13 protein-coding genes are annotated in these 22,251 nt (G+C 45.3%); 8 read left to right on the plus strand and 5 right to left on the minus strand.

The window, feature by feature from the left end; all coding sequences use genetic code 11:
* Positions 1-52 precede the first annotated feature (52 nt).
* The 5 genes from ACE1CM_RS25625 to ACE1CM_RS25645 form a co-directional block, all read right to left on the minus strand.
* Positions 53-2,623 carry a S8 family peptidase gene (locus ACE1CM_RS25625; RefSeq protein WP_374881631.1) on the minus strand — a complete coding sequence of 857 codons (2,571 nt, stop codon included), beginning with the start codon at positions 2,621-2,623 and terminating at the stop codon, positions 53-55.
* A gap of 24 nt (positions 2,624-2,647) precedes the next feature.
* The gene (locus ACE1CM_RS25630; protein ID WP_374881633.1) at positions 2,648-3,649 is read right to left on the minus strand and encodes an ATP-binding protein; all 1,002 of its coding nucleotides are present in this window, start codon (positions 3,647-3,649) and stop codon (positions 2,648-2,650) included.
* 179 nt (positions 3,650-3,828) lie between these two features.
* Positions 3,829-5,841, minus strand: coding sequence for a transketolase (gene tkt, locus ACE1CM_RS25635; protein ID WP_374881635.1), 2,013 nt, complete (start codon positions 5,839-5,841; stop codon positions 3,829-3,831).
* Between the two features lie 639 nt (positions 5,842-6,480).
* Positions 6,481-7,737 (minus strand): beta-ketoacyl-ACP synthase II, encoded by a 1,257-nt coding sequence (gene fabF / locus ACE1CM_RS25640; protein ID WP_374881636.1) that lies wholly within the window; start codon positions 7,735-7,737, stop codon positions 6,481-6,483.
* A 195-nt stretch (positions 7,738-7,932) separates the two neighbouring features.
* On the minus strand, positions 7,933-8,184 hold the full coding sequence (locus ACE1CM_RS25645) for an acyl carrier protein (RefSeq protein ID WP_374881638.1): 252 nt from the start codon (positions 8,182-8,184) through the stop codon (positions 7,933-7,935).
* Between the two features lie 759 nt (positions 8,185-8,943).
* On the opposite strand from ACE1CM_RS25645, the gene ACE1CM_RS25650 reads away from it, so the two are divergent.
* From ACE1CM_RS25650 to ACE1CM_RS25685, 8 genes are all read left to right on the plus strand, one after another.
* On the plus strand, positions 8,944-9,840 hold the full coding sequence (locus tag ACE1CM_RS25650) for a CoB--CoM heterodisulfide reductase iron-sulfur subunit B family protein (RefSeq protein ID WP_374881640.1): 897 nt from the start codon (positions 8,944-8,946) through the stop codon (positions 9,838-9,840).
* 151 nt (positions 9,841-9,991) lie between these two features.
* Positions 9,992-10,684 carry a Uma2 family endonuclease gene (locus tag ACE1CM_RS25655; RefSeq protein ID WP_374881642.1) on the plus strand — a complete coding sequence of 231 codons (693 nt, stop codon included), beginning with the start codon at positions 9,992-9,994 and terminating at the stop codon, positions 10,682-10,684.
* A gap of 14 nt (positions 10,685-10,698) precedes the next feature.
* Entirely contained in the window at positions 10,699-14,214 is a 3,516-nt protein-coding gene (locus ACE1CM_RS25660) for a helicase-related protein (protein ID WP_374881644.1), read from the plus strand.
* Positions 14,215-14,509: 295 nt separating this feature from the next.
* A complete protein-coding gene (locus tag ACE1CM_RS25665; protein ID WP_374881646.1) occupies positions 14,510-15,019 on the plus strand; it encodes a DUF29 family protein in 510 nt (169 codons plus the stop codon).
* 43 nt (positions 15,020-15,062) lie between these two features.
* Complete coding sequence (locus ACE1CM_RS25670) at positions 15,063-15,578, plus strand: DUF29 family protein (RefSeq protein ID WP_374881648.1); 516 nt, start codon at positions 15,063-15,065, stop codon at positions 15,576-15,578.
* 13 nt (positions 15,579-15,591) lie between these two features.
* Positions 15,592-18,435: a DUF1156 domain-containing protein gene (locus tag ACE1CM_RS25675; RefSeq protein ID WP_374881649.1), complete on the plus strand. Its 2,844-nt coding sequence runs from the start codon at positions 15,592-15,594 to the stop codon at positions 18,433-18,435.
* Between the two features lie 2 nt (positions 18,436-18,437).
* Positions 18,438-18,695 carry a hypothetical protein gene (locus tag ACE1CM_RS25680; protein WP_374881651.1) on the plus strand — a complete coding sequence of 86 codons (258 nt, stop codon included), beginning with the start codon at positions 18,438-18,440 and terminating at the stop codon, positions 18,693-18,695.
* Between the two features lie 160 nt (positions 18,696-18,855).
* Positions 18,856-22,173, plus strand: coding sequence for a Swt1 family HEPN domain-containing protein (locus ACE1CM_RS25685; protein ID WP_374881653.1), 3,318 nt, complete (start codon positions 18,856-18,858; stop codon positions 22,171-22,173).
* Positions 22,174-22,251 lie beyond the last annotated feature (78 nt).

A 22,251-nucleotide genomic window follows, 5' to 3' on the forward strand; every position in this document is an offset into this window, starting at 1 on the left:
ATATCGGAATCATTAGAGACTAGAAGGAATTTGTGTGCGATCTATTAATATTTTATGATTTAATTTCTACTTGTTGCTCAACTTCTAGTTCAACTTGAGCTTCCACAAGTGAAGCATAAATCGGGATATTAGCTTTTGTAGCTTCAAAGCTAACAACTAGAGAGTATGGAACCGTTGCATCTGGATCGTTGTTCCAACCTTCGTGTCCAACTACTGCAATGCAAAAAGCTTCTGTGAGTTCAAAAGATCTCACAACAGTCCAGTCTTTCTGAAGTGTTCCAGCACTTCTAGATACATCTTTAATTATCCCGTGATTGTTTTGTTTACCAAGAGTCCATTTAAAAATGCTCTCTCCCTTCTCAGCATCCTCTGGAGCATCATATTCTTTTAAAATCCTTGCTAGAAACAGTTTTGGATCTTCTCCTCTCTTGCTGCACTCCCAGTCAAGCCAAGTTGAAAGATATTTTCTCCGGTTTCTACGGGTTCGACGTGGTTGTGCTTTGTAAGACAGGGTAACTTCCACTAGAATCTCTAATTCTTCCCCTTGCGATCGCAATTCTTTTGGTAGCTTTACTTGGTAAACATGAGCTTGCCTAGCTTTAATAAAACGTTCTCCTCTTGTAATCAAAGTTATACGGTTAGGAAAATTACCTAAAGCACGTTCAAGATTTGGAATCCCATAACCTATTTGACGAATGACGTGCAGTTTATTCACTTCATCTGCGATCGCCCATTCAGGCCATCTAGCTGATTGTACTATCAACGCACGATAAAGAAGACAAGTTTCATCAGGCAATTCAGCAGCAAGAGAGGCAGCTATATGGCTGACTTTAGGTGCTGCAAATGATGTGCCAACATTATCAGCAGCAACCGCTGGCCCTCCATTCAAAGTTGACCTCACTAATTCAGGACAAACATTTTTAGGATAAGTAATATTAGGCGGTATACTTTCATCTTTTACTAAATCTCCACCATATTCAACTACTTCTGGTTTAATTGTCTCCCAAATTCCTAAACCAGAGCATGAAAAAGCTGATGGCTTATCCTTTTGTGATAAAGAAATTGAGCCAACAGTTAAAGCTTGAAAACTTTGTGCAGGGTTAGCAATTCTACAGGAATCTTCTAAAAGATAATCTGGATACAGTCGATTTGCTGAAAGATGGTCTTTGACAGATAATCTTGTAGTGCCTATTTTACTGTCGATAGGTAAGTTTCCAACCGGCACAATCAAAAGAATATCTTTTTGCCATGTAAGATTATCAATACCTGCTGCCCAAGCACTCATATATTGGGTGCGGCATGGCACAGCCCCAGTGATGGAGTGGTTAAAAATTCTCGTTCCTGTTTGCCCGTTGTAAAATTCTACAACTTCACTTAAAAGATTAGGTGGAAATAACTGTTTAGGTAGTTGACATTTATCATCAAGCACTCTTGCATTTTGAATCCAGCAGACAGCTTTTTCTTTGCCACTACGAGGTATATTACTCGGATAAAGCACTGCACCAGCTACTCTAGTTCCATGTCCACCATTGCCAACATAATCAGCAGTTTCATCAGTCTTTCCAGGAACCCAAGACCTTGAGTTTTGTGAATCAATTGCTGCCTTGAGAAGAGAATGTCTTTCTTGAATACCACTATCTATTACACATACCTTGGGAGCATTTGATTCTGGTGCTTCTAGTTGAAAAGCGGGAGGAGCAGCATCAGATAATCCTTCCCTCTGAATAATTTCAGCGAACTCATCTGGCTCACTAACATCAAAAATATAGGGAAAGTTTAAAACTAAATCTTTTAAACCTTTACCTGATATTTGAATCCGGCAAGAAAAACTGTCTGACAACTCAGCCGATTTAGGAATATTTCCATCCACTATACTTAAAATTTCTCCGTGATATGGATGAGAAGTAACGAAATTCTTTAATTCATCTTCTCGTTGCGATTTGATATCGTCCCATTGCTGGTATGTCAAATCGCGTTTATTTATCCAATTATTAATTCTTTTAGCATAATTTTCATCACTGTCTCCTTGATTGCGTTCTGGGCAATTAGGTAATTGTGACTTAGTACCTACACAAGCGACTCCTACATCCACAATATATATTTGCTCATCTTTAATTTGATTCCAGTGATTTAGTAATTCTGGTGATAAGATGTATTCAGGTCGCCTAGCTCCATCGATAATTTCCCAGATCTCCGCAACTTTGTTACCACCTCGCTCTTGTTTAATAAATTTATCTATCTTCTTCTGTAGTTCGCTAAATTCTTCTGTATCACCAGCAGAAGCACCAACAATATATCCATTTTCTAATTCAGCAATTACTTCAATACCATATTTCCTCAACTCCTCTGCATCAAAAGCATTAGGGTCAATTTGTAAAATGATAGGTATAACTTTTTCAGGAAGTGGTGGCTTTTCCTCTTCCTTTCGTTTTTCTTCAGTATCTTGCCAATAAGAGATTAAAGATTCTACTGAACTCTTTAGCCTACTTCCGTGTCCCCACCTATCGCTTAAATTTGCTGCTGTTTGAGGATTCTTTTTTCCTCCCCCTGGTGCAGGTGCAGCAATTCCTTGTGTTGTCAGCTTAAGCTGGATATGCGGAAACTGCCTAGATCGTTCAACCATTTTTTTATCCGAAAAAAATTAATTTCAGGACACTTTGATTTCTTTAATTGCTTCTTCTAGGTGTTCCTGAATGACTAGCTCTTCTCGCTCAAGTATGGCTCGTTTAGCTGCATCTTGGGCAACCCTCACAGCTTGAGCCGCAGAAAAGCCTCTCATCTGCTCGATAAGTGCAGACCAGTTTATCAACCCTACTTCAATGGCAGAGAGCGTATCTTTTAGTATAAACTCTATTTCCGCATCTCCTGGCTTTGGTACTTCGATTAAGTCATCAAATCGTCTCCAAAGGGCAGTATCTAGAGACTTGTTGAGATTTGTGGCTGCTACCAAAAGACCAGATGATGGCTCGTACTCATCCAAAATTTGAAGAAATGTATTTACTACTCGCTTGATTTCTCCGACTTCTTGAGAGTCTTCTCGCGACTTAGCAATTGAGTCACATTCATCAAGAAACAACAAACATGGATTTTTGGAAGCATCCTCAAATACAAGTCTCAAATTGCCAGCAGTTTCGCCTAAAAAAGACGACACCATTGCGTCAAATCGTACCTTAAGCAGTGGTAAACCCGTATTCCAAGCTAAACGCTCTGCTCCTAGTGTTTTTCCACAACCTGGGGAGCCATACAGCAAAATTTTTTGCCTGTAGCGCAGTCCATAATGAGCGAGCCTATCTCTTGCCGCATATTCGCGCTCAATTCGTTGGAAACGCTTCTCTACAATTTCCGGCAGCACCATGTGATGCCGCAGTTTTTCCCTTGGGATAACTGTGACTAAAGGGAGATTGAAACGCTTGCTGGTTGGTAATTCACTTAGAGCTTCACGACTCTCTGGTATTGAGGGCGTCCTTTTGCCGTTGGAGGTGGATTTTTCTTTATGACTCTTCTTTGTAATATTCTCTAACTGATCGGCTAGCAGTGTATGTCCCTTGCTACGCTCTTCCTCTATCACTACCTGCGTCAATTTGTCGATCGCCTCTGTGTCCGAACTAGCGATCGCCCTAAACAGTCTCTTGAGAAGCTCTCCTTTCATATCGCCTCTCAGTATAAGCGGAAGGGGTAGTACTGAACTATAGTAACTTGCTCTGTCGGTATTTATAGTATATTTCTACTAATATCTTAACAAATCTCTTCTACTTAAGCCAACTGCTGAAAAAGGCTCTCTAGTAATAGAGAGCCTCATTCAATCAATTACAGAGAATCAGCCAGATATTAGCCTAATAAAGCTTTAGCCTTCGCTAAAACATTATCGACGCTAAAGCCAAATTTCTCCATACAAACGCCACCGGGTGCGGAAGCACCAAAACGGTCGATGCTCACCATATCGCCTTCCATGCCGACATACTTGTGCCAGCCAAAGCTAGCGCCAGCTTCTACAGATAGGCGCTTGGTGACTGCTTTTGGCAGTACAGATTCTTTGTAAGCTGCATCTTGAGCTTCAAACAGTTCCCAAGACGGCATCGAGACGACGCGCACTTTATTGCCTTCGGCGGTGAGTTTTTCAGCTGCGGTGACGCAGAGGCTGACTTCGGAACCAGTACCAATTAGAATCAATTCCGGAGTTCCTTCAGAATCGAACACCGTGTATGCGCCCTTGATAGTGCCTTCAATCGAAGTACCTGCCAAGTTGGGGACATTTTGACGGGAGAATGCTAACAAAGTTGGGTTGTTGTGCTTCGCTTTCTCAATCGCGACTTTGTAAGCGCCAGAACATTCGTTTCCGTCTGCGGGGCGAATTACCGTTAGGTTAGGAATTGCGCGCAGGGAAGCCAAAGTTTCAATCGGTTGGTGGGTAGGACCATCTTCCCCTTGTCCGATCGAGTCGTGGGTCATTACCCAAATGACGCCAGCGAGGGACAGCGCCGATAAACGGATTGCCGCCCGCATATAATCTGTGAAGATTAGGAAGGTAGCGCCGTAGGGAATTAAGCCCGAACCGTGCAGCGCCATACCGTTGCAGATGGCGCCCATACCGTGTTCCCGCACGCCAAAGTGGATGTTGCGGTTTTGGTATTGCCCTTTTTGGAAGTCGCCGATGCCTTTGAGTTCGGTCAGGTTGGAGTGGGTTAAGTCTGCCGAACCACCTATTAATTCAGGTAAAACTGGTCCTAGTTTGTTGAGGCAGGTTTCCGAATGTTTGCGGGTGGGTAGTGCTTTATCTTCGGCGGTGTAGGTAGGCAGTACTTTATCCCAACCTTCGGGAAGTGCGCCCCTGAGGAAACGTTCAAATTCTGCCGCTTCGGCGGGATATTTGGCTTTGTAGTCGGCAAATGCTTGATTCCATTCGGCTTCGTAGCCAGCACCGCGTTCCACTGCTTTGCCCATGTGGTTGAGGGCGTCTTGTGGAACAACAAAGGGTTCGTATTCCCAACCCAAATTATCGCGAGTCAGTTTGACTTCATCGTTACCCAAAGCAGCACCGTGAACACCTGCGGTGTTGGCTTTGTTGGGCGAACCGTAACCAATCGTGGTGGTTACTTTAATCATTGAGGGTTTGTCGGTAACGGCTTTCGCTTCGGCGATCGCAGCTTCAATCGCTGCTAAGTCAGTATTACCGTTTTCGACGTGCAGAACGTGCCAACCGTATGCTTCAAATCTCTTAGAAACATCTTCGGTGAAGGCAATATCCGTGGAACCATCAATCGAGATGTGGTTGTCGTCGTAGAGGGCAATCAGCTTACCCAATCCCAGGTGTCCCGCATAAGAACAAGCTTCACCGGACACGCCTTCCATGTTGCAACCATCACCTAGAATTACGTAGGTGTAGTGATCGACTATTTTGGCATCGGGCTTGTTGAACTTGGCTGCCAGATGGGCTTCTGCTATTGCCAAACCGACACCGTTGGCAATCCCCTGTCCCAAGGGGCCGGTAGTAACTTCTACACCAGCGGTCATGAAGTTTTCTGGGTGTCCAGGGGTTTTGGATTCCCACTGACGGAATTGCTTGATGTCCTCAATGGAGACGCTATCGTAACCAGTCAGGTAAAGCAGGGCATACTGTAACATGGAGCCGTGCCCAGCTGACAGGATAAAGCGATCGCGGTTAAACCATTTGGGATTTTTCGGGTTATATCGCATAAAGCGATCCCAGAGGACAAACGCCATCGGCGCGGCACCCATTGGTAGCCCCGGATGACCGGAATTCGCTTTTTGGACTGCGTCTACTGCCAAAAAGCGAATCGAGTTTATGCAAAGTTCCTCAAGCGATTGAGTTGCGACAGCCATAATTCCTTCTTCTTTACAACGGTCAAAACTTTTTATCTAATACCAAACTTTTGCTTATACCCTCTGAATTTTGCTGGTTTTTAGTTTTAAATCGCGGGTCACAATGGCAAACACATATGACCTGAGACTGTTGACCTGTTACCAGTCGCAAGACATGGGGCGAGCGAAGCCGATTTGGTATTAGCTGGTATGGGGGTACTCTGGATTGACCCTACATGATATCCCATCCTCATCATCCCATTAGCAAGATCAATGGGCAAGAACTTTGTTTGAGCCTAGATCGGGAATTTCAATTTGCCGGTCTGTTTGTAAATAAAAAGTGAATTCAAGAGAAATCAGGCTTTTTTGGCAGTATTGAATCTGAAAACCCGGTTTTCCCACGGTAATACAGGACTTACGCAACAATAGGCCATCACCTTTGTTTCTCCAGTTGACAAATCAATTATTTTTCATAGAAACCTAGTTTCTTGGTTTAATGCCTGTAAGAAAAGGAAAGCGAGTCATCGCCTACCCTTCCTTAGCCTTTTCTTCACCAACACCTTTGCCCAATTTCACATTGAATGGTAATTTGTCAAGCGGGATATTCTTTTATTTTCGGAATATTTCCTGTTTTTCAAAGCTCTAATCCGGAAATTTAGACTATCCCTCGCTGTATTTCTTAAACGCTAGGGTGACGTTGTGACCGCCGAAGCCGAAAGAATTAGAAAGTACCACATCGACTTTTTGGGCGCGACTTGAGCAGGCGACGTAATCTAAATCGCACTCCGGATCGGGGTTTTCCAGGTTAATCGTGGGGGGAACTTGGTCGTTAGCGATTGCCATTACCGCTGCAACGGCTTCAATTCCTCCCGATCCGCCGAGTAAATGCCCGGTCATCGACTTGGTGGAACTAATTGCCACTTTATACGCGGCGTCTCCCAGGGCTTTTTTAATCGCCTTGGTTTCGGTGACGTCATTCGCTGGCGTGCTGGTACCGTGGGCGTTAATATAACTCACTTGTTCTGGAGTTACTCGGGCATCCTTCATCGCCATTTGCATTGCTCTAGCCGCGCCTTCTCCACCCGGTACCGGGGCGGTCATGTGATAGGCGTCGCAGGTCATCCCGTAGCCTACGATTTCGGCGTAGATGCGAGCCCCGCGACTGAGGGCGTGTTCTAATTCTTCTAACAGTAAAATTCCGGCACCTTCGCCCATCACGAAGCCATTGCGATCGCGGTCAAACGGACGCGACGCATGGGCGGGGTCATCGTTGCGCGTCGAAAGTGCTTTCGACGCGGCAAATCCGGCTAATGCCAACGGCGTAACGGCTGCTTCCGTTCCACCGCAAATCATTGCTTGGGCGTACCCACCTTGAATTAAGCGAAACGCATCGCCTACGGCATTTGCACCCGAAGCGCAAGCGGTTACGGTGCAGCTATTGGGGCCTCTTGCACCAATGTGTATTGCTGTCAACCCCGCCGCCATATTAGCGATCATCGTCGGAATCATAAACGGACTGCACCGAGAGGGGCCTTTAGTCAGGTAGACTTCTTGCTGGTCTTCCAAGACTTTCAGACCGCCAACGCCGGTACCGATGATGACGCCCACCTGTTCTGCGTTCAGTTCGTTAATGACAAACTGCCCGTCAGCGAGCGCTTGCTGGCTAGCAACCACCCCAAATTGAGCAAACCGATCCATGCGCTTTGCGTCTTTGCGATCCATGTAATCGTGGGGATTGAATCCTTTTACTTCACCAGCAATGCGACAATCGTGCCGGGACGCATCGAATAGCGTTATCGGGCCAATACCGTTGCGTCCGCTTAACAAACCTTCCCAATACTCGGCTAAGGTATTGCCAATCGGTGTAATCGCGCCAAGACCAGTAACAACAACGCGCTTACGTTCAAAATCTGTCATGTTTCGTCGCTTAAACGGGCTTCCAAACCCAGAACGCAGAACAAATTAGGGACTAGGGGCGCTTGGACTAGGGGCGCTTGGACTAGAGAAAGAGTAGAACTTAAAAATTAGGGATTAGTGAAATGGGGATTTAATTTTGATTACTAATATCCCCGTTTTCCCCCTAGCCCCGCTGCTCTAGTCGAAGCACCTCGCTTAGGCCGAGGCTGCTACTTTATCGTTGATATAGTCTACCGCTTCTTGGACCGTCATCATTTTTTCGGCGGCATCGTCGGGTATTTCGATATCGAATTCTTCTTCCAGCGCCATTACCAGTTCTACCGTATCCAGGGAATCTGCACCTAGATCGTTGGCAAAGTTGGCTGTGGGGATGACCGCAGTCTCCTCAACACCCAATTGCTCGACTACAATTTTCTTGACTTTTTCAAATGTATCCTGTTGGCTCATCTAAAACCTCACGGGAATGTGGAAACCACCATCTTTTAAGTGGTGTAGGTAGCTGACGCAGCATTTTTAACTGCCGTCCCCCTTGCGGGGTAGAGGGGTATGGTTGCCCCTACTGTGGGGATATGGTTATCCCCTTTCACCCATTGCTGGGTTTAAGTTAGCTATGCCTCCTGACGTCGGCACGCTACGCGAACGTCAAAGTTATCGGTCGGTACTATCCCAACAGCACTGTCTTACCCCGAGTAAAACTGTTTAGCTATCAGGTTCTACGAGCTTGCTTGCCTAGCGAGAGCATCCCCTGGTAGGAGCTTAAACGCTTGCCGATAACTTCGTTTCCCCGTTGCCGGGACTTAGACTGGTCAGCTACCTAAAGATTTGGGCGATCTTGCTCCGTATCTTTAGAGCGGGGTGCTGACCACAATTCCTCTTAGCAGTTGCTCGAACTTGCTTACAAGGTTCTGAAGTTCTAAGCATTTTTTCATCTTATCTGAAGATGCGTACGCTCTCCTCAATCGGTAGTCAGTTTTCTGATTGACACGGGTATGGGGCAGGGGGGCAGGGGAGTAGGGGAGCAAATTTTATCCTTTGTTGTTCTTTCCAGTTCCACCTCCGGTCTGCGCGCGATGATAGTAGCAGAGTCAGTGTCAGAATCGCCTATTGCTGACAACTGACTGGGGGCGGGTTTAAAACAATTGTCGATTATTGCTTTGATGGCTGGTCAAATCCGCCCCTACACCACTAACTACTGACACTTGACAAATGGATCTCAAATATGCTTATTTTCCCGGTTGTGTAGCACAAGGCGCTTGCCGGGAACTCTACCAATCCACCGCCGCCCTCACCCAAGCACTGGGAATTGAATTAATCGAACTGAAAAAAGCTTCCTGTTGCGGTTCTGGCACGTTTAAAGAAGAATCCCAACTGTTAGAAGATACCGTCAATGCCCGCAATATCGCTTTAGCGGAAGAACTCAACTTGCCTTTATTGACTCATTGCAGCACCTGTCAGGGCGTCATCGGGCATGTAGACGAACGCCTCAAGGAAGCTCAACAGAATGACCCTGCCTACCTGAATCAGATTAACGGCTTATTGCAGAAAGAAAGTTGTTCTCCCTATCGCGGTAGTAGCGAAGTAAAACACCTCCTGTGGGCTTTGGTAGGCGATTATGGCTTAGAAGCTTTGCAACAAAGAGTCACGCGGAAGCTTAGCAATCTCAAGTGCGCGGCATTTTACGGTTGCTACCTCCTCCGCGCCCAAAAGTCAATCCCCTTTGACGATCCTTATCAACCAGAATCGATGGAAAATGTGTTCCGGGCAGTAGGTGCGACGCCCGTTTATTACCGGGGGCGCACTCAATGCTGTGGTTGGCCTCTTTCGAGTTATGCCACGAATCAAGCCTTTAAAATGGCAGGAATGCATATTCAAGAAGCAATTGATTCAGGGGCAGATTGTATTGTTACCCCTTGCCCTTTGTGTCACCTGAATTTGGATTCTCGTCAACCGGAAGTGGAAAAGGTAATTGAGCGTAAACTGGGTTTACCAGTGCTGCATTTACCTCAATTAGTCGCTTTAGCATTGGGAATTGCTCCGAAGAAACTCGGTTTGGAGAAGCATATTGTTTCCACTCGTCCCGTGCTAGAAAAGTTGGGATTTTAGCTAGAAAATTAGGCGGTGCTGTACTCTGCTGAACGAAGATAGCACCCTCTCCACCCTCAAGGGTGGAGCTACACAAACAAAGCCTGCCTCCGCAGGCTATAAAATAACATTACTAAAATCCCAAATCTAAAATCCCAAATCTGAAATTCTTATGACTGTTGTTTTACCCCAAACGGAATCGGAAATTTTCTATCCAAGTGCTGATGGAGAGCCTGTGGCAGAAACTTACGACCATCTCTATGCTTTGTTGACTACCCTAGAAGTCCTCAAACAATATGTGAAAGACCGTCGGGCAACTGTACTCGGCAATCAATATCTTTACTATTCCCAAGGATTTCCCAGATTGCGAACTGCACCTGACGTGATGGTGATTTTTGATGTGGAACCGGGAGGCAGAGATAATTACAAAATCTGGGAAGAAGGTCAAGTGCCGTCGGTTATTTTTGAGATGACTTCCAAAGGCACTGAAGACCAAGATAAAAGCTTCAAAAAAACGCTGTACGAAAGTTTGGGGGTCAAAGAATACTGGTTATTCGACCCGAAAGGCGAATGGATTTCTCAACAATTACAAGGATATCGCTTACGGGGAGAAACTTACGAACCGATTACTGATAGTCGCAGCGAACCGTTACAGTTGCGTTTGGCTATCGAGGGGAAATTAATTGGTTTTTACCGCGAGGATACGGGCGAGAAATTGTTAGTTCCTGATGAGTTAGCGGAGGCACTTAAACAAGAAACCCAAGCACGACAGCAGGCGGAGGAACAAGCAGAACTTCAGCGCCAACGATCGGAAAAATTAGCAGCTAAACTGCGAGAATTGAACATCGATCCGGATAGTTTGTAAACGCTTAGTTGATAATGCGATTAGAAGATTTAACCAAAGGAGCCACTGTCAAAGGCATATTAACCAACCAGTTGGTTACAGTAATTGATGTCAAATGGTTCGGTGCAGATGCGCTGGAACTGACGTACAAAGATGCCAACGGTCGCCCAGGTAACGATCTCTTGTACCGATACAGAGAAGAAACTTTAGAGATTGTTACCTTTGAGCGTCCTTGGAGTTTCAACGCCGATGGTTCTCTACTACGTTTGGTTTCCGAAGCGCATCGCATTCGACTTGCCCATCTATTTGACCCGATGCTAGCAGTTCATATTTCCTTAGTTGAACCGCTACCTCACCAAATTACCGCCGTATATGAGGAAATGTTACCGCGTCAACCTTTGCGTTTCTTACTAGCTGATGACCCCGGTGCGGGTAAAACAATCATGGCGGGATTGTTGATTTCTGAATTGTTAATTCGCGGCGACTTAAATCGCTGTTTAATTGTTTGTCCTGGTAGTTTAGCTGCTCAATGGCAAGATGAATTATATCAACGCTTTCATCTCAACTTTGAAATCCTCACCAACGATCGCATAGAAGTAGCACGCAGCAGCAATGCTTTCGCGGAAATGTCCTTAGCGATCGCTAGACTAGATAAGTTAAGTCGGGATGGCGATTTGCAAGGGAAACTCGCCCAAACCGATTGGGATTTAGTAGTCTGCGATGAAGCTCACAAAATGTCAGCTTCCTTCTTTAGCGGCGAAATTAGGGAAACGAAGCGCTACAAACTTGGTAAGCTACTTTCTAGTCTCACCCGTCACTTCCTGCTGATGACCGCTACACCCCACAATGGCAAGGAAGAAGATTTTCAATTGTTCATGGCGCTGTTGGATGGCGATCGCTTTGAGGGTAAGTTTCGCGATGGCGTTCACGTCGTCGATACTTCTGATTTGATGCGGCGATTGGTGAAAGAAGATTTGCTCAAATTTGACGCTACACCCCTATTTCCAGAACGCCGCGCTTACACGGTCGAATATAAATTATCAGATTTAGAAGCTCGTCTCTATCGGCAAGTTACTAACTATGTGCGCGAAGAATTCAATCGCGCCGATGCCCTAGATAATAATGGACGCAAGGGAACCATTGGTTTTGCCCTCACCATCTTACAACGGCGTTTAGCTTCCTCCCCGGAAGCGATTTATCAATCGTTATTGAGACGGCGAGAAAGATTGCAAAAACGTCTCAGAGAAGAGGAATTGCTCAAACGCGGTAATGATGCGCCGATTGAATTACCCAGCGTTGCAATTGAAGATATCGATGAGTTTGAAGAAGATACCCCCAGCGAAGAAAGGGAAGCAACAGAAACAGCAGTGGTTGACCAAGCATCAGCGGCGCGGACTATTGCCGAATTAAAAGCTGAGATTGCTCAGTTAGAAATTTTAGAACAACTCGCTTTGCAAGTTCGACGCAACGGTACGGATAAAAAATGGGAAGAACTTTCCCAACTGCTGCAAAATGAAGCTGAATTGTTTGATGCTAAAGGTCATCGACGCAAGCTGGTAATCTTTACCGAACAGCGGGATACTTTGAATTATTTGGCAGATCGAATTCGCACTTTACTGGGACGCCCGGAAGCAGTTGTCACCATTCACGGAGGGATGGGACGAGAAGAACGGCGCAAAGCTCAAGAAGCTTTTACCCAAGATCCAATCGTACAGGTATTATTGGCAACCGATGCCGCGGGGGAAGGGATTAACCTGCAACGATCGCATCTCATGGTGAATTACGATCTGCCTTGGAATCCTAACCGTTTAGAACAGCGCTTTGGACGCATTCACCGCATCGGTCAAACCGAAGTTTGTCATTTATGGAACTTGGTCGCCGCCGAAACTCGCGAAGGCGATGTTTATTTAGCTTTACTGAAAAAGTTGGAAATCGAACAAGATGCGTTAGGCGGTAAAGTTTTTGATGTATTGGGGAAAGCGATCGCCGGTGCAGAATTGCGAGAATTGTTGATAGATGCGATTCGCTACGGCGATCGCCCGGACGTGCGCGCTAGATTGAACCAAGTAGTTAGCGATCGCTTAGACCGCCAGCGGTTGCAAAAATTATTAGAAGAAAAAGTATTAGCGCGGGCAAGTTTGGATATTTCCAAAGTCCGCCAAATTCGGGAAGAAATGGAACGCGCCTCGGCGAGAAAGTTGCAACCTCATTTCATTGCCTCTTTCTTTTTAGCAGCTTTTAAAGGGTTAGGAGGAAGCGTGCGCGTGCGCGAACCTCAACGCTATGAAATTACCCACGTTCCCAGTATAATTCGCAATCGAGGTCGTCAAATTGGCACCAGAGAACCGATTCTCACCCGCTACGAACGTATTTGTTTTGATAAGCAATTAATTAGCGTACCGGGTAAACCTTTGGCGGCGTTTGTTTGTCCCGGTCATCCCCTGTTGGATGCGACGCTTGATTTAGTGTTAGAAAATCACCGGCACGTATTAAAACAAGGCAGCATTTTGGTTGATGATAGCGACCCAGGGGAACAAATCCGCGCCTTAGTGTATTTAGAACACTCGATTCAAGACGCCAAAATTGATGGTGCTGGTAATCGCAGATCGGTATCGCGGCGGATGCAATATGTGGAAATCGATCCAGATGGTAGAACCCAGAATGGGGGTTATGCACCTTATTTGAATTATCGACCCCTTGCCGAAGGCGAGCAAGCATTAGTAGAACCAATTTTAGACCAAACTTGGCTGCGGACAGATATAGAAGCTCAAGCATTAGGATATGCGATTTCTCATCTCGTTCCGCAACACCTCAACGAAGTCAAGCAGCACAAAGAAGAACTAATCGACAAAACAATGGCAGCAGTCAAAGACCGACTCACCAAAGAAATCAACTACTGGGATTATCGAGCCGAATCATTAAAACTGCAAGAATTAGCCGGAAAAACCAACGCCAAAATCAACTCAGCCAAAGCCAGATCGAGAGCAGATGAACTACAAGCGCGACTGCAAAAACGGATAGAAGAATTGCAACAAGAACGCCGGATTTCTCCCCTACCGCCTGTCGTAGTAGGAGGTGCCTTAATAGTACCAGCCGGATTACTGCGAAAGCTATCGGGAAACCCCAGCGAGACACAAAATACCTTTGCCAAAGAAACCCAACGAGTAGAAAAACTAGCAATGGCAACTGCAATCGAAGCAGAGCAAAAATTAGGTTACCAACCCCATGACGTCAGCGCTGAAAAATGCGGTTACGACATCGAATCCCGCATCCCCGGTAGCAGCAAACTGCGATTTATTGAAGTCAAAGGACGCATAGAAGGCGCAGACACCGTGACGGCAACCAAAAACGAAATCCTGACAGCACTAAATAAACCCGAAGATTATATCCTCGCACTCGTGCAAGTGCCAAAAACAGAACACCAAATGGGAGATAATGATTGTGAAATCCGTTACCTGCGAAACCCATTCTCCAAAGAACCAGACTTTGGAGTCACCAGCGTCAACTATAACTGGAAAGAATTATGGCAACGCAGCACAGACCCATCCTAGCCCCATCATTAGGAGGCAGGAGGCAGGGCAGATTGTTTCTGTAGGGTGCGTGACGCTGGGAGAATATTTGAACGTAGCAAAGAGACTTGTAGCGTCACGCACCAACCACCGATTGTGAAACTTGGCTTTAGTAGGGCAGATTGTTTCTGTAGGGTGCGTGACGCTGCGAGAATATTTGAACGTAGCAATGAGACTTTTAGCGTCACGCACCAACCACCGATTGTGACACGAAGATAAGTCACTAAATCATTTACACGCGACCATAAACGAGATAAAACATCAACGTTAAAAGATTATGACACAAGAACTCATAGACTTAAAAACCAGTATTTTAGAAGGAAGATATCACGATGCTTTGGCAATTATTGACGAACTAGAAGGAATGAGCAAACAAGCCATTATCCGTAACATCGAATCATTTATACAAAGATTGATGATTCACTTAATTAAAAACCAAATTGAGCAGCGCTTAACTAATTCTTGGGCTAATTCAATTTCCGATTCAATCGTTCAAATCAAAAAACTAAATTTCAAAGGCAACAAAAATTTTTATTATATCAACACTGATGAATGGCAAAGTTATTTAGAGGCAGCAATTAAATTAGCCATTCGTCCAGCAAGTTTAGAGATTTTTAATGGACAGCTAAAACCCAAACAGGTTTCAGAACGATTGGATATAGCCGCACTAATTGCTACGGCAACAACAATGTTAGAGCTTACCTATACTTATGCAGCAGAAGATTTACCCGATCGCCTCGATCTTATTTTGGCTGAACTGCCGGGTGGTGAGGAATGGCAAGCATAGGAAATTCAGTTAAATCAACATGGAAAATTTGTAATTAAAACTTATGACCCAAGAACTCATAGACTTAAAAACCAGCATTTTAGAAGGACGCTATGACGATGCCTTGGCAATCGTTGACGAACTAGAAGGCATGAGCAAACAAGCCATTATCCGTAACATTGAATCATTTTTACAAAGGTTATTCATTCACTTAATCAAAAACCAAATCGAACAGCGATTAACCAACTCTTGGGCGACTTCAATTTCCGATTCAATTCGTCAAATCAAAAAACTGAATCTTAAAGACAACAAAACCTCTTACTATATCAATAGTAATGAATGGCAACCTTATTTTGAAGAAAACTTAGAAGCAGCAATTCGTCCAGCCAGTTTAGAAGTATTAGGAGGTCAATTAAAGCCAAAACAACTCTCCGCTAGATTAGAAAAAGCAACTTTAATGCAATTCGCTCAAAAACTCATCGATTTAACCTATACTTATACTGCGAAAGATTTACCTGCAATTGTAGATGAATCTTTAGCAGAGTTACCAGGCGGCGAAGATTGGCTCAAAGAAGAATAAGGCTATCAATCAAATGAACTATCGTAAAAAATTAATTGAAGTTGCACTCCCACTAGAAGCAATTAACAAAGAATCCGCGCGGGAAAAATCCATCCGTCACGGACATCCTTCTACATTGCATTTATGGTGGGCGCGTCGTCCTTTGGCAGCCTGTCGGGCTGTTTTATTTGCTTCTTTGGTAGACGATCCTTCCAGCCATCCCGATAAATTTCCGACAGAAGAAGCACAGGAAAAAGAACGGAAACGCTTATTTCAAATAATCGAGAATTTAGTCAAGTGGGATAACGTTAATAACCAGCAAGTATTAGATGCAGCCAAAACCGAAATCCTCAAATCAACCGATAACAATCCGCCGCCAGTTTACGATCCTTTCTGTGGCGGTGGTTCTATTCCCTTAGAAGCGCAAAGATTGGGCTTAGAAGCGCATGGAAGTGACTTAAACCCTGTGGCTGTTTTGATTACTAAAGCATTAATTGAAATTCCACCCAAGTTTAAAGATCGACCGCCAGTTAACCCGGAAGCGCAACAGAAATTGATCCCCCCTGCCCCCCTTCATAAGGGGGGTGCCGCAGGCGGGGGGATCTGGTATGGGGCGCAGGGTTTAGCCGAGGATGTCCGTTATTACGGCAAGTGGATGCGGGATAAAGCAGAAAAGCGGATTGGGCATCTTTATCCCAAGGTGAAGTTACCAACCGAATATGGCGGTGGTGAGGCGACTGCGATCGCTTGGTTGTGGGCGAGAACGGTTCAATGTCCTAACCCTGCTTGTGGGGCAAAAATGCCTTTGGTAAGGTCGTTTGCGCTTTCGACTAAAAAAGGTAAGGAAGCTTGGGTTGAACCTGCGATAAATCGCGATTCTGTTCCACATATTGTTAGTTTTGAGGTAAAAACTGGTAAGGGAAAAGCTCCAGATGGTACTGTTAGCCGTAAAGGTGCAGTTTGTATTTGTTGCGGAAAACCTGTAGCTTTTGATTACATCCGCAGTGAGGGGAAAGCGGGACGGATGTCTGCACAGTTAATGGCTATTGTGGCAGAAGGTAATCGGTCACGTTTATATTTGGCATCGACTGAAGAACATATAGAAATTGCAGATTCAGCACAACCAGAATGGAAACCTGACACAGATTTACCTGAACAAGCGCTAGGTTTCCGCGTGCAAGGTTACGGAATGACTAAACACGCTGATTTATTTACATCGCGTCAGCTTGTAGCTTTAACAACTTTCAGTGATTTGGTAAGCGAAGCAAGAGAAAAGATAATACTAAATGCTGTAGCTGCTGGGATGCCTGATGATAGTTTACCGCTTTGTGAAGGGGGGACAGGTGCGACAGGCTATGCTGATGCAGTGGCGACTTATCTTGCTTTTGTAATTAGTAAAATTGCTGAGGCATCTTCAACTATTTGTACTTGGAGTTCCTCACCTAAAAATGAGCTTGTTGTTAGTACGTTTCGACGACAAGCTATTCCGATGACTTGGGACTTTGCTGAAGCAAATATTTTTGGTATATCAAGTGGTTCAGTAGTTAATATTATGCAGTTTATCGCCAAGGTAGTTATTGATTTTCCAGATCTAAAAAAAGGCATTGTTAAACAATCCGATGCTACCGCTGTAATGATTGGCGCTGCCAGTTCACTTATTTCGACCGATCCACCTTACTATGACAATATTGTATCCGCTGATTTCTCAGATTTTTTATATGTTTGGTTAGGCCGTTCACTTGATAAAAGATTTCCTAACGTTATTAGTACTTTACTAACACCAAAAGCCCAAGAATTAGTTGCCACACCTTATCGTTTTGGTGGAAATAAGCAAAAAGCTAAAGAATTCTTTGAAGAAGGGTTAGGCAAAGCTTTTGCTCGAATGCGTGAAACAGCTAATCCCGAATATCCGCTTACAGTTTACTACGCCTTCAAACAAACTGAAACAGAAGATGATGAAGATGAAAATCAAGTAAATTCTGCTATTGCTTCAACTGGTTGGGAAACAATGCTAGAAGGCTTAATTAAAGCAGGCTTTTCCATTAATGGCACATGGCCTATGCGAACAGAAAGAGGTAGTAGAACGATTGCCAGTGGCACAAACGCCCTCGCCTCATCCATCGTTCTCGTCTGTCGCCCGCGTCCAGAAACCGCCCCATCTGCAACTCGCCGCCAATTCCTCAACGAACTCAAACGCGAACTGCCCGACGCCCTCCACACACTGCAACAAGGCAATATCGCCCCTGTAGACCTTGCCCAAGCCAGTATCGGTCCAGGCATGGCGATATACTCTCGCTACAGCCAAGTCTTAGAAGCAGACGGCACACCGATGCGCGTCCGTACCGCGCTGCAATTGATAAACCAAACACTCGATGAATACCTCAGCGAACAAGAAGGGGAATTTGATGCCGATACCCGTTGGGCATTGACTTGGTTTGAACAAAACCAATACAAAGAAGGACTCTACGGCGATGCGGAAACCCTCTCCAAAGCCAAAAACACCAGCGTTAGCGGACTCGTCACCGGAGGAATACTAACAGCCAAAGGAGGCAAAGTGCGACTCTTGCGCCGCGACGAACTCCCGGAAAACTGGAACCCCGCCACCGATAACCGCACCTCGGACTGGGAAGCGACGCAATACCTCATCCGTACCTTAGACCAAAAAGGCGAAAGCGGTACTGCTGCCCTATTAGCCCAATTGGGCAATCGTGGGGAAGTAGCGCGAGACTTAGCCTATCGTTTATATAACATTTGCGACCGAAAAGGCTGGACTTCTGAAGCCATTGGTTACAACAGCTTAGTGATTTCCTGGTCAGAAATTATCCGCCTCGCCGTCGAACAGCAACAACAACCAGTGCAAATGACATTAGACTTCTAATTATGCTGCTCAATTCCTCTTCCCAAACATCAACTTTACCCAAGCCAATGGCTTATAGTGACTTTTCTCTCGCCCAAGCTAGAGAAATTTTTGAGTTAAGTTTAAAAGACAATCCCGCGCTTGCCATCCAACAAGCTGTGAATCGGAAATGGTGCGCTATATCAAATCCGGGTGCATCTGAATCATTGGTCGGGGCACGGCAGGCGAGGAACTTTCTGCTGGCGACAAAGCTTACTAATGCCGTGCCCCTACTGGTGTAATTTTGCTGCAACCGGAAACGATATTTACACTGCGTTAATGCACCCTACATATAGAAACTTCAGCACAAACAGCCCAGCAACCCGGTTTCTTCATAATGATTTTTCCTAGAAACCGGGTTTCTTTACCAACCAATCTAAAATCCAAAACCTAAAATTAATTATGGCAATTAGCAATCGCGAACGAATCGGCAGATCTTTAGACCTTCTTCTGGAAGGATTATATCCTTATGTCGAACGGGAAATGCGTTCGGTATACCGGGATAAATGGCTGGTCGCTGCTACTCCTTTTGTGCCAGAAGACCGGACTCTTCGCCGCAGCGTAGAACAAATTCTGAAACAAGATGTTTCGGCGCTGTTAAAACTGATTTGGAACCAGTGGCATGAAGTGTTCAAAAAAACTCTTGGCAATGCCGAGAAGAACTTGGTTGGGGAATTGATGGTGACGCGCAATTCTTGGGCGCACAATGATTCCTTTTCCAGCGATGATGCTTACCGTGCCCTTGATAGCATGGCCCGATTGTTAACGGCAATTTCTGCCTCAGAAGCGGATACGGTAGAAAAGCAAAAGCAAGAATTGCTGCGAATTCGGTTTGACGAACAAGCACGACGCGAAACTAAGAAAGCTGCGGTTACTGCTGTGGAATCTCAACCTGCTGGCGGTCTGAAACCCTGGCGGGAAATTGTCACTCCTCACCCCGATGTTGCTTCGGGACGCTATCAAGAAGCTGAATTTGCTGCCGATTTGTGGCAAGTTCACTTGGATGAAGGTTCGGATGAATACCGCCTACCAACAGAATTTTTCCGCCGGACTTTTTTAACCGAAGGTCTGAAACAACTTTTGGCAAATGCTTTACTCAGACTTTCCGGAAACGGTGGCAATCCAGTGATTGAATTACAGACCAATTTTGGCGGTGGTAAAACTCACGCTTTGCTATCTCTATATCATCTGTTTTTTGGCGTTTCTGCTAGCGATTTACCCGGAATAGAGCCAGTTTTTGCCTCTGCTGGCGTTGCGGCACTGCCAGAGAATGTTAAAACTGTGGTGATAGTCGGAAATAAAATTTCTCCCGGTCAACTGCACGAGAAAAAAGATGGCACTGTAGTCAGAACCTTGTGGGGCGAAATTGCTTGGCAGTTGGGAGGCAAAGCAGGTTATGAAATGGTGCGGGAAGCGGATGAAACGGCTACCAATCCAGGCGATAATCTGAAAGAATTATTTAATCGCTACGCTCCTTGTTTAATTTTGATCGATGAATGGGTGGCTTATGCCCGTCAATTGCACGAAACTAGCGATTTACCGGCGGGCAGTTTTGATACTCATTTTACCTTTGCTCAAACTTTGAGCGAATCGGCTAAAAATGCCAATCAAACTTTATTAGTGGTTAGCGTTCCATCTTCTGATATTGAAACAGGTGGAGAACGGGGAAAAGAAGCTTTATATCGATTGAAAAATGCGATTGGTCGGGTTGAGTCTCCTTGGCGTCCTGCTTCGGCAGAAGAAAGCTTTCAAATTGTCCGCCGTCGCTTGTTTCAACCTATCACCGAACCAGGTTTATTTGTGGCGCGGGATGCTGTGGTGAGGGCGTTTCGGGAAATGTATCAATCTCAATCTCAGGAATTTCCTTTGGAATGCCGCGAAGGAGATTACGAACGGAGGTTGACTGAAGCTTATCCGATTCATCCGGAATTATTCGATCGCTTGTATACAGATTGGTCAAGTTTAGATAAATTTCAGCGCACTAGGGGCGTTTTGCGGTTGATGGCGAAGGTGATTCATTTTCTTTGGGAACAGAGCGATCGCTCTCTCCTCATCCTACCAGCTAACGTGCCAATGGCAGATTCCCAAGTCCAATCAGAACTCACTCACTATCTAGAAGACCAATGGGTTCCCATTATTGAAAAAGATGTCGATGGCATCAATTCCCTACCAATTGCCCTCGACCGCCAAAATCCTAACCTGGGACGCTATTCTGCCTGCCGTCGCGTCACCCGCACGATTTACATGGGTTCTGCACCTACCTTACGCGCTGCTAATCGAGGTTTAGAAGATCGTCGCATCAAACTGGGTTGCGTCCAACCGGGAGAAAGTCCTGCTACTTTTGGAGATGCCTTGCGCCGTCTAACCGACCAAGCAACGTATTTATATGTAGACGGCAATCGTTACTGGATTTCCACCCAACCTAATGTTACTCGCACTGCCCAAGACCGGGCGAGTCAAATTCAACAGGATGATGAAAAAGTCTGGGAAGAGATTGTTCGCCGGTTAAAGAATGACCGTCAGCGGGGTGAATTTACTGGCGTTCATTTCGCCCCCAATTCCTCTAGCGATGTCCCCGATGATGAGAACATGGGAGTGAGATTGGTGGTGCTAGAACCTCAGCATCCTCACAGTTATAGGGCAAAAGATAGCGCCGCCCGCAAACGAGTTGAAGAAATTCTTTCTCATAAAGGCACGAGTCCCCGCTACTGCAAGAATCTATTAATATTCCTAGCACCTGATAAGAACAAAATCGAGGCGATAGTACAGTTTGTCTGCCAATTTTTGGCTTGGGATTCTATCGTCCAGGAAAAGGACGTTTTAAACTTAGATGTTTTCCAAAGCAATCAAGCAACAACCAAGCGCAAGCAAACCGATGAAACGGTTGATATGCTACTCAAAGAAGCGTATCAGTGGCTGTTAATTCCCACCCAACCCAATCCCCAGGGGACAATTGTCTGGGAAGAAACGCGCATTCCCGGTTCAGATTCACCGATTTTGCGGGCTTCGCGCAAGCTGGTTCACGAAGAACATCTGATTGTTAATTATGCTGCCAGTCGCTTATGTTTAGAAATCCTCAATATTTATACTTGGCCTAATGCTAACCATATTGACCTAAAAACTTTGTGGAAATACTTGACAAATTACCCCTACTTGCCTCGATTGAAAAACGAGCAAGTTTTATTGGATGCGATCGCCCAAGCTGTAGGATCGCTTCTATGGCTGGAAAACTTTGCTTATGCTACGGGCTACGATGAAGCAAAACAGCGCTATCTGGGATTGAAAGCTGGCGAACACATTACACCGAGTCTAAGCAGTCAGAGTTTTTTGGTTAAACCAGCGATCGCACAACAGCAATTAAATGCAGCCAACGCTACAAATAAAACTTTACCATCAACAACGACAACAGATAATCACAACGGTGAAACTGGTAAGTCCTTGTCCTCCAAGGAAAAAAACGGTACATACGCAGTACCACCCGTTGCACCAAAACGTTTCTATGGAACGGTGAAGTTAGATGCCTTGCGGATACGTCGCGATGTTGGTCAAATCGCCGACGAAGTGATTCAACACTTGACCAGTTTAGTTGATGCTGAAGTTGAGATTGCTTTAGAAATTCAAGTTCGCGTTCCTTCAGGTGTGCCAGATAACGTTATCCGCACTGTGTCTGAAAACTGCCTGGTTTTGAAGTTTGAAACTCAAGCATTCGAGTCAGAATGAATGAGTAATAACGCAAGTTTATTGGTAATACTCGCATCCGCTTTCATTACTCCCTTTATGCTGAACGACTGAAGTCGC

It is taken from the genome of Microseira sp. BLCC-F43, from assembly GCF_041929235.1.
Taxonomy (GTDB): Bacteria; Cyanobacteriota; Cyanobacteriia; order Cyanobacteriales; family Aerosakkonemataceae; genus Microseira.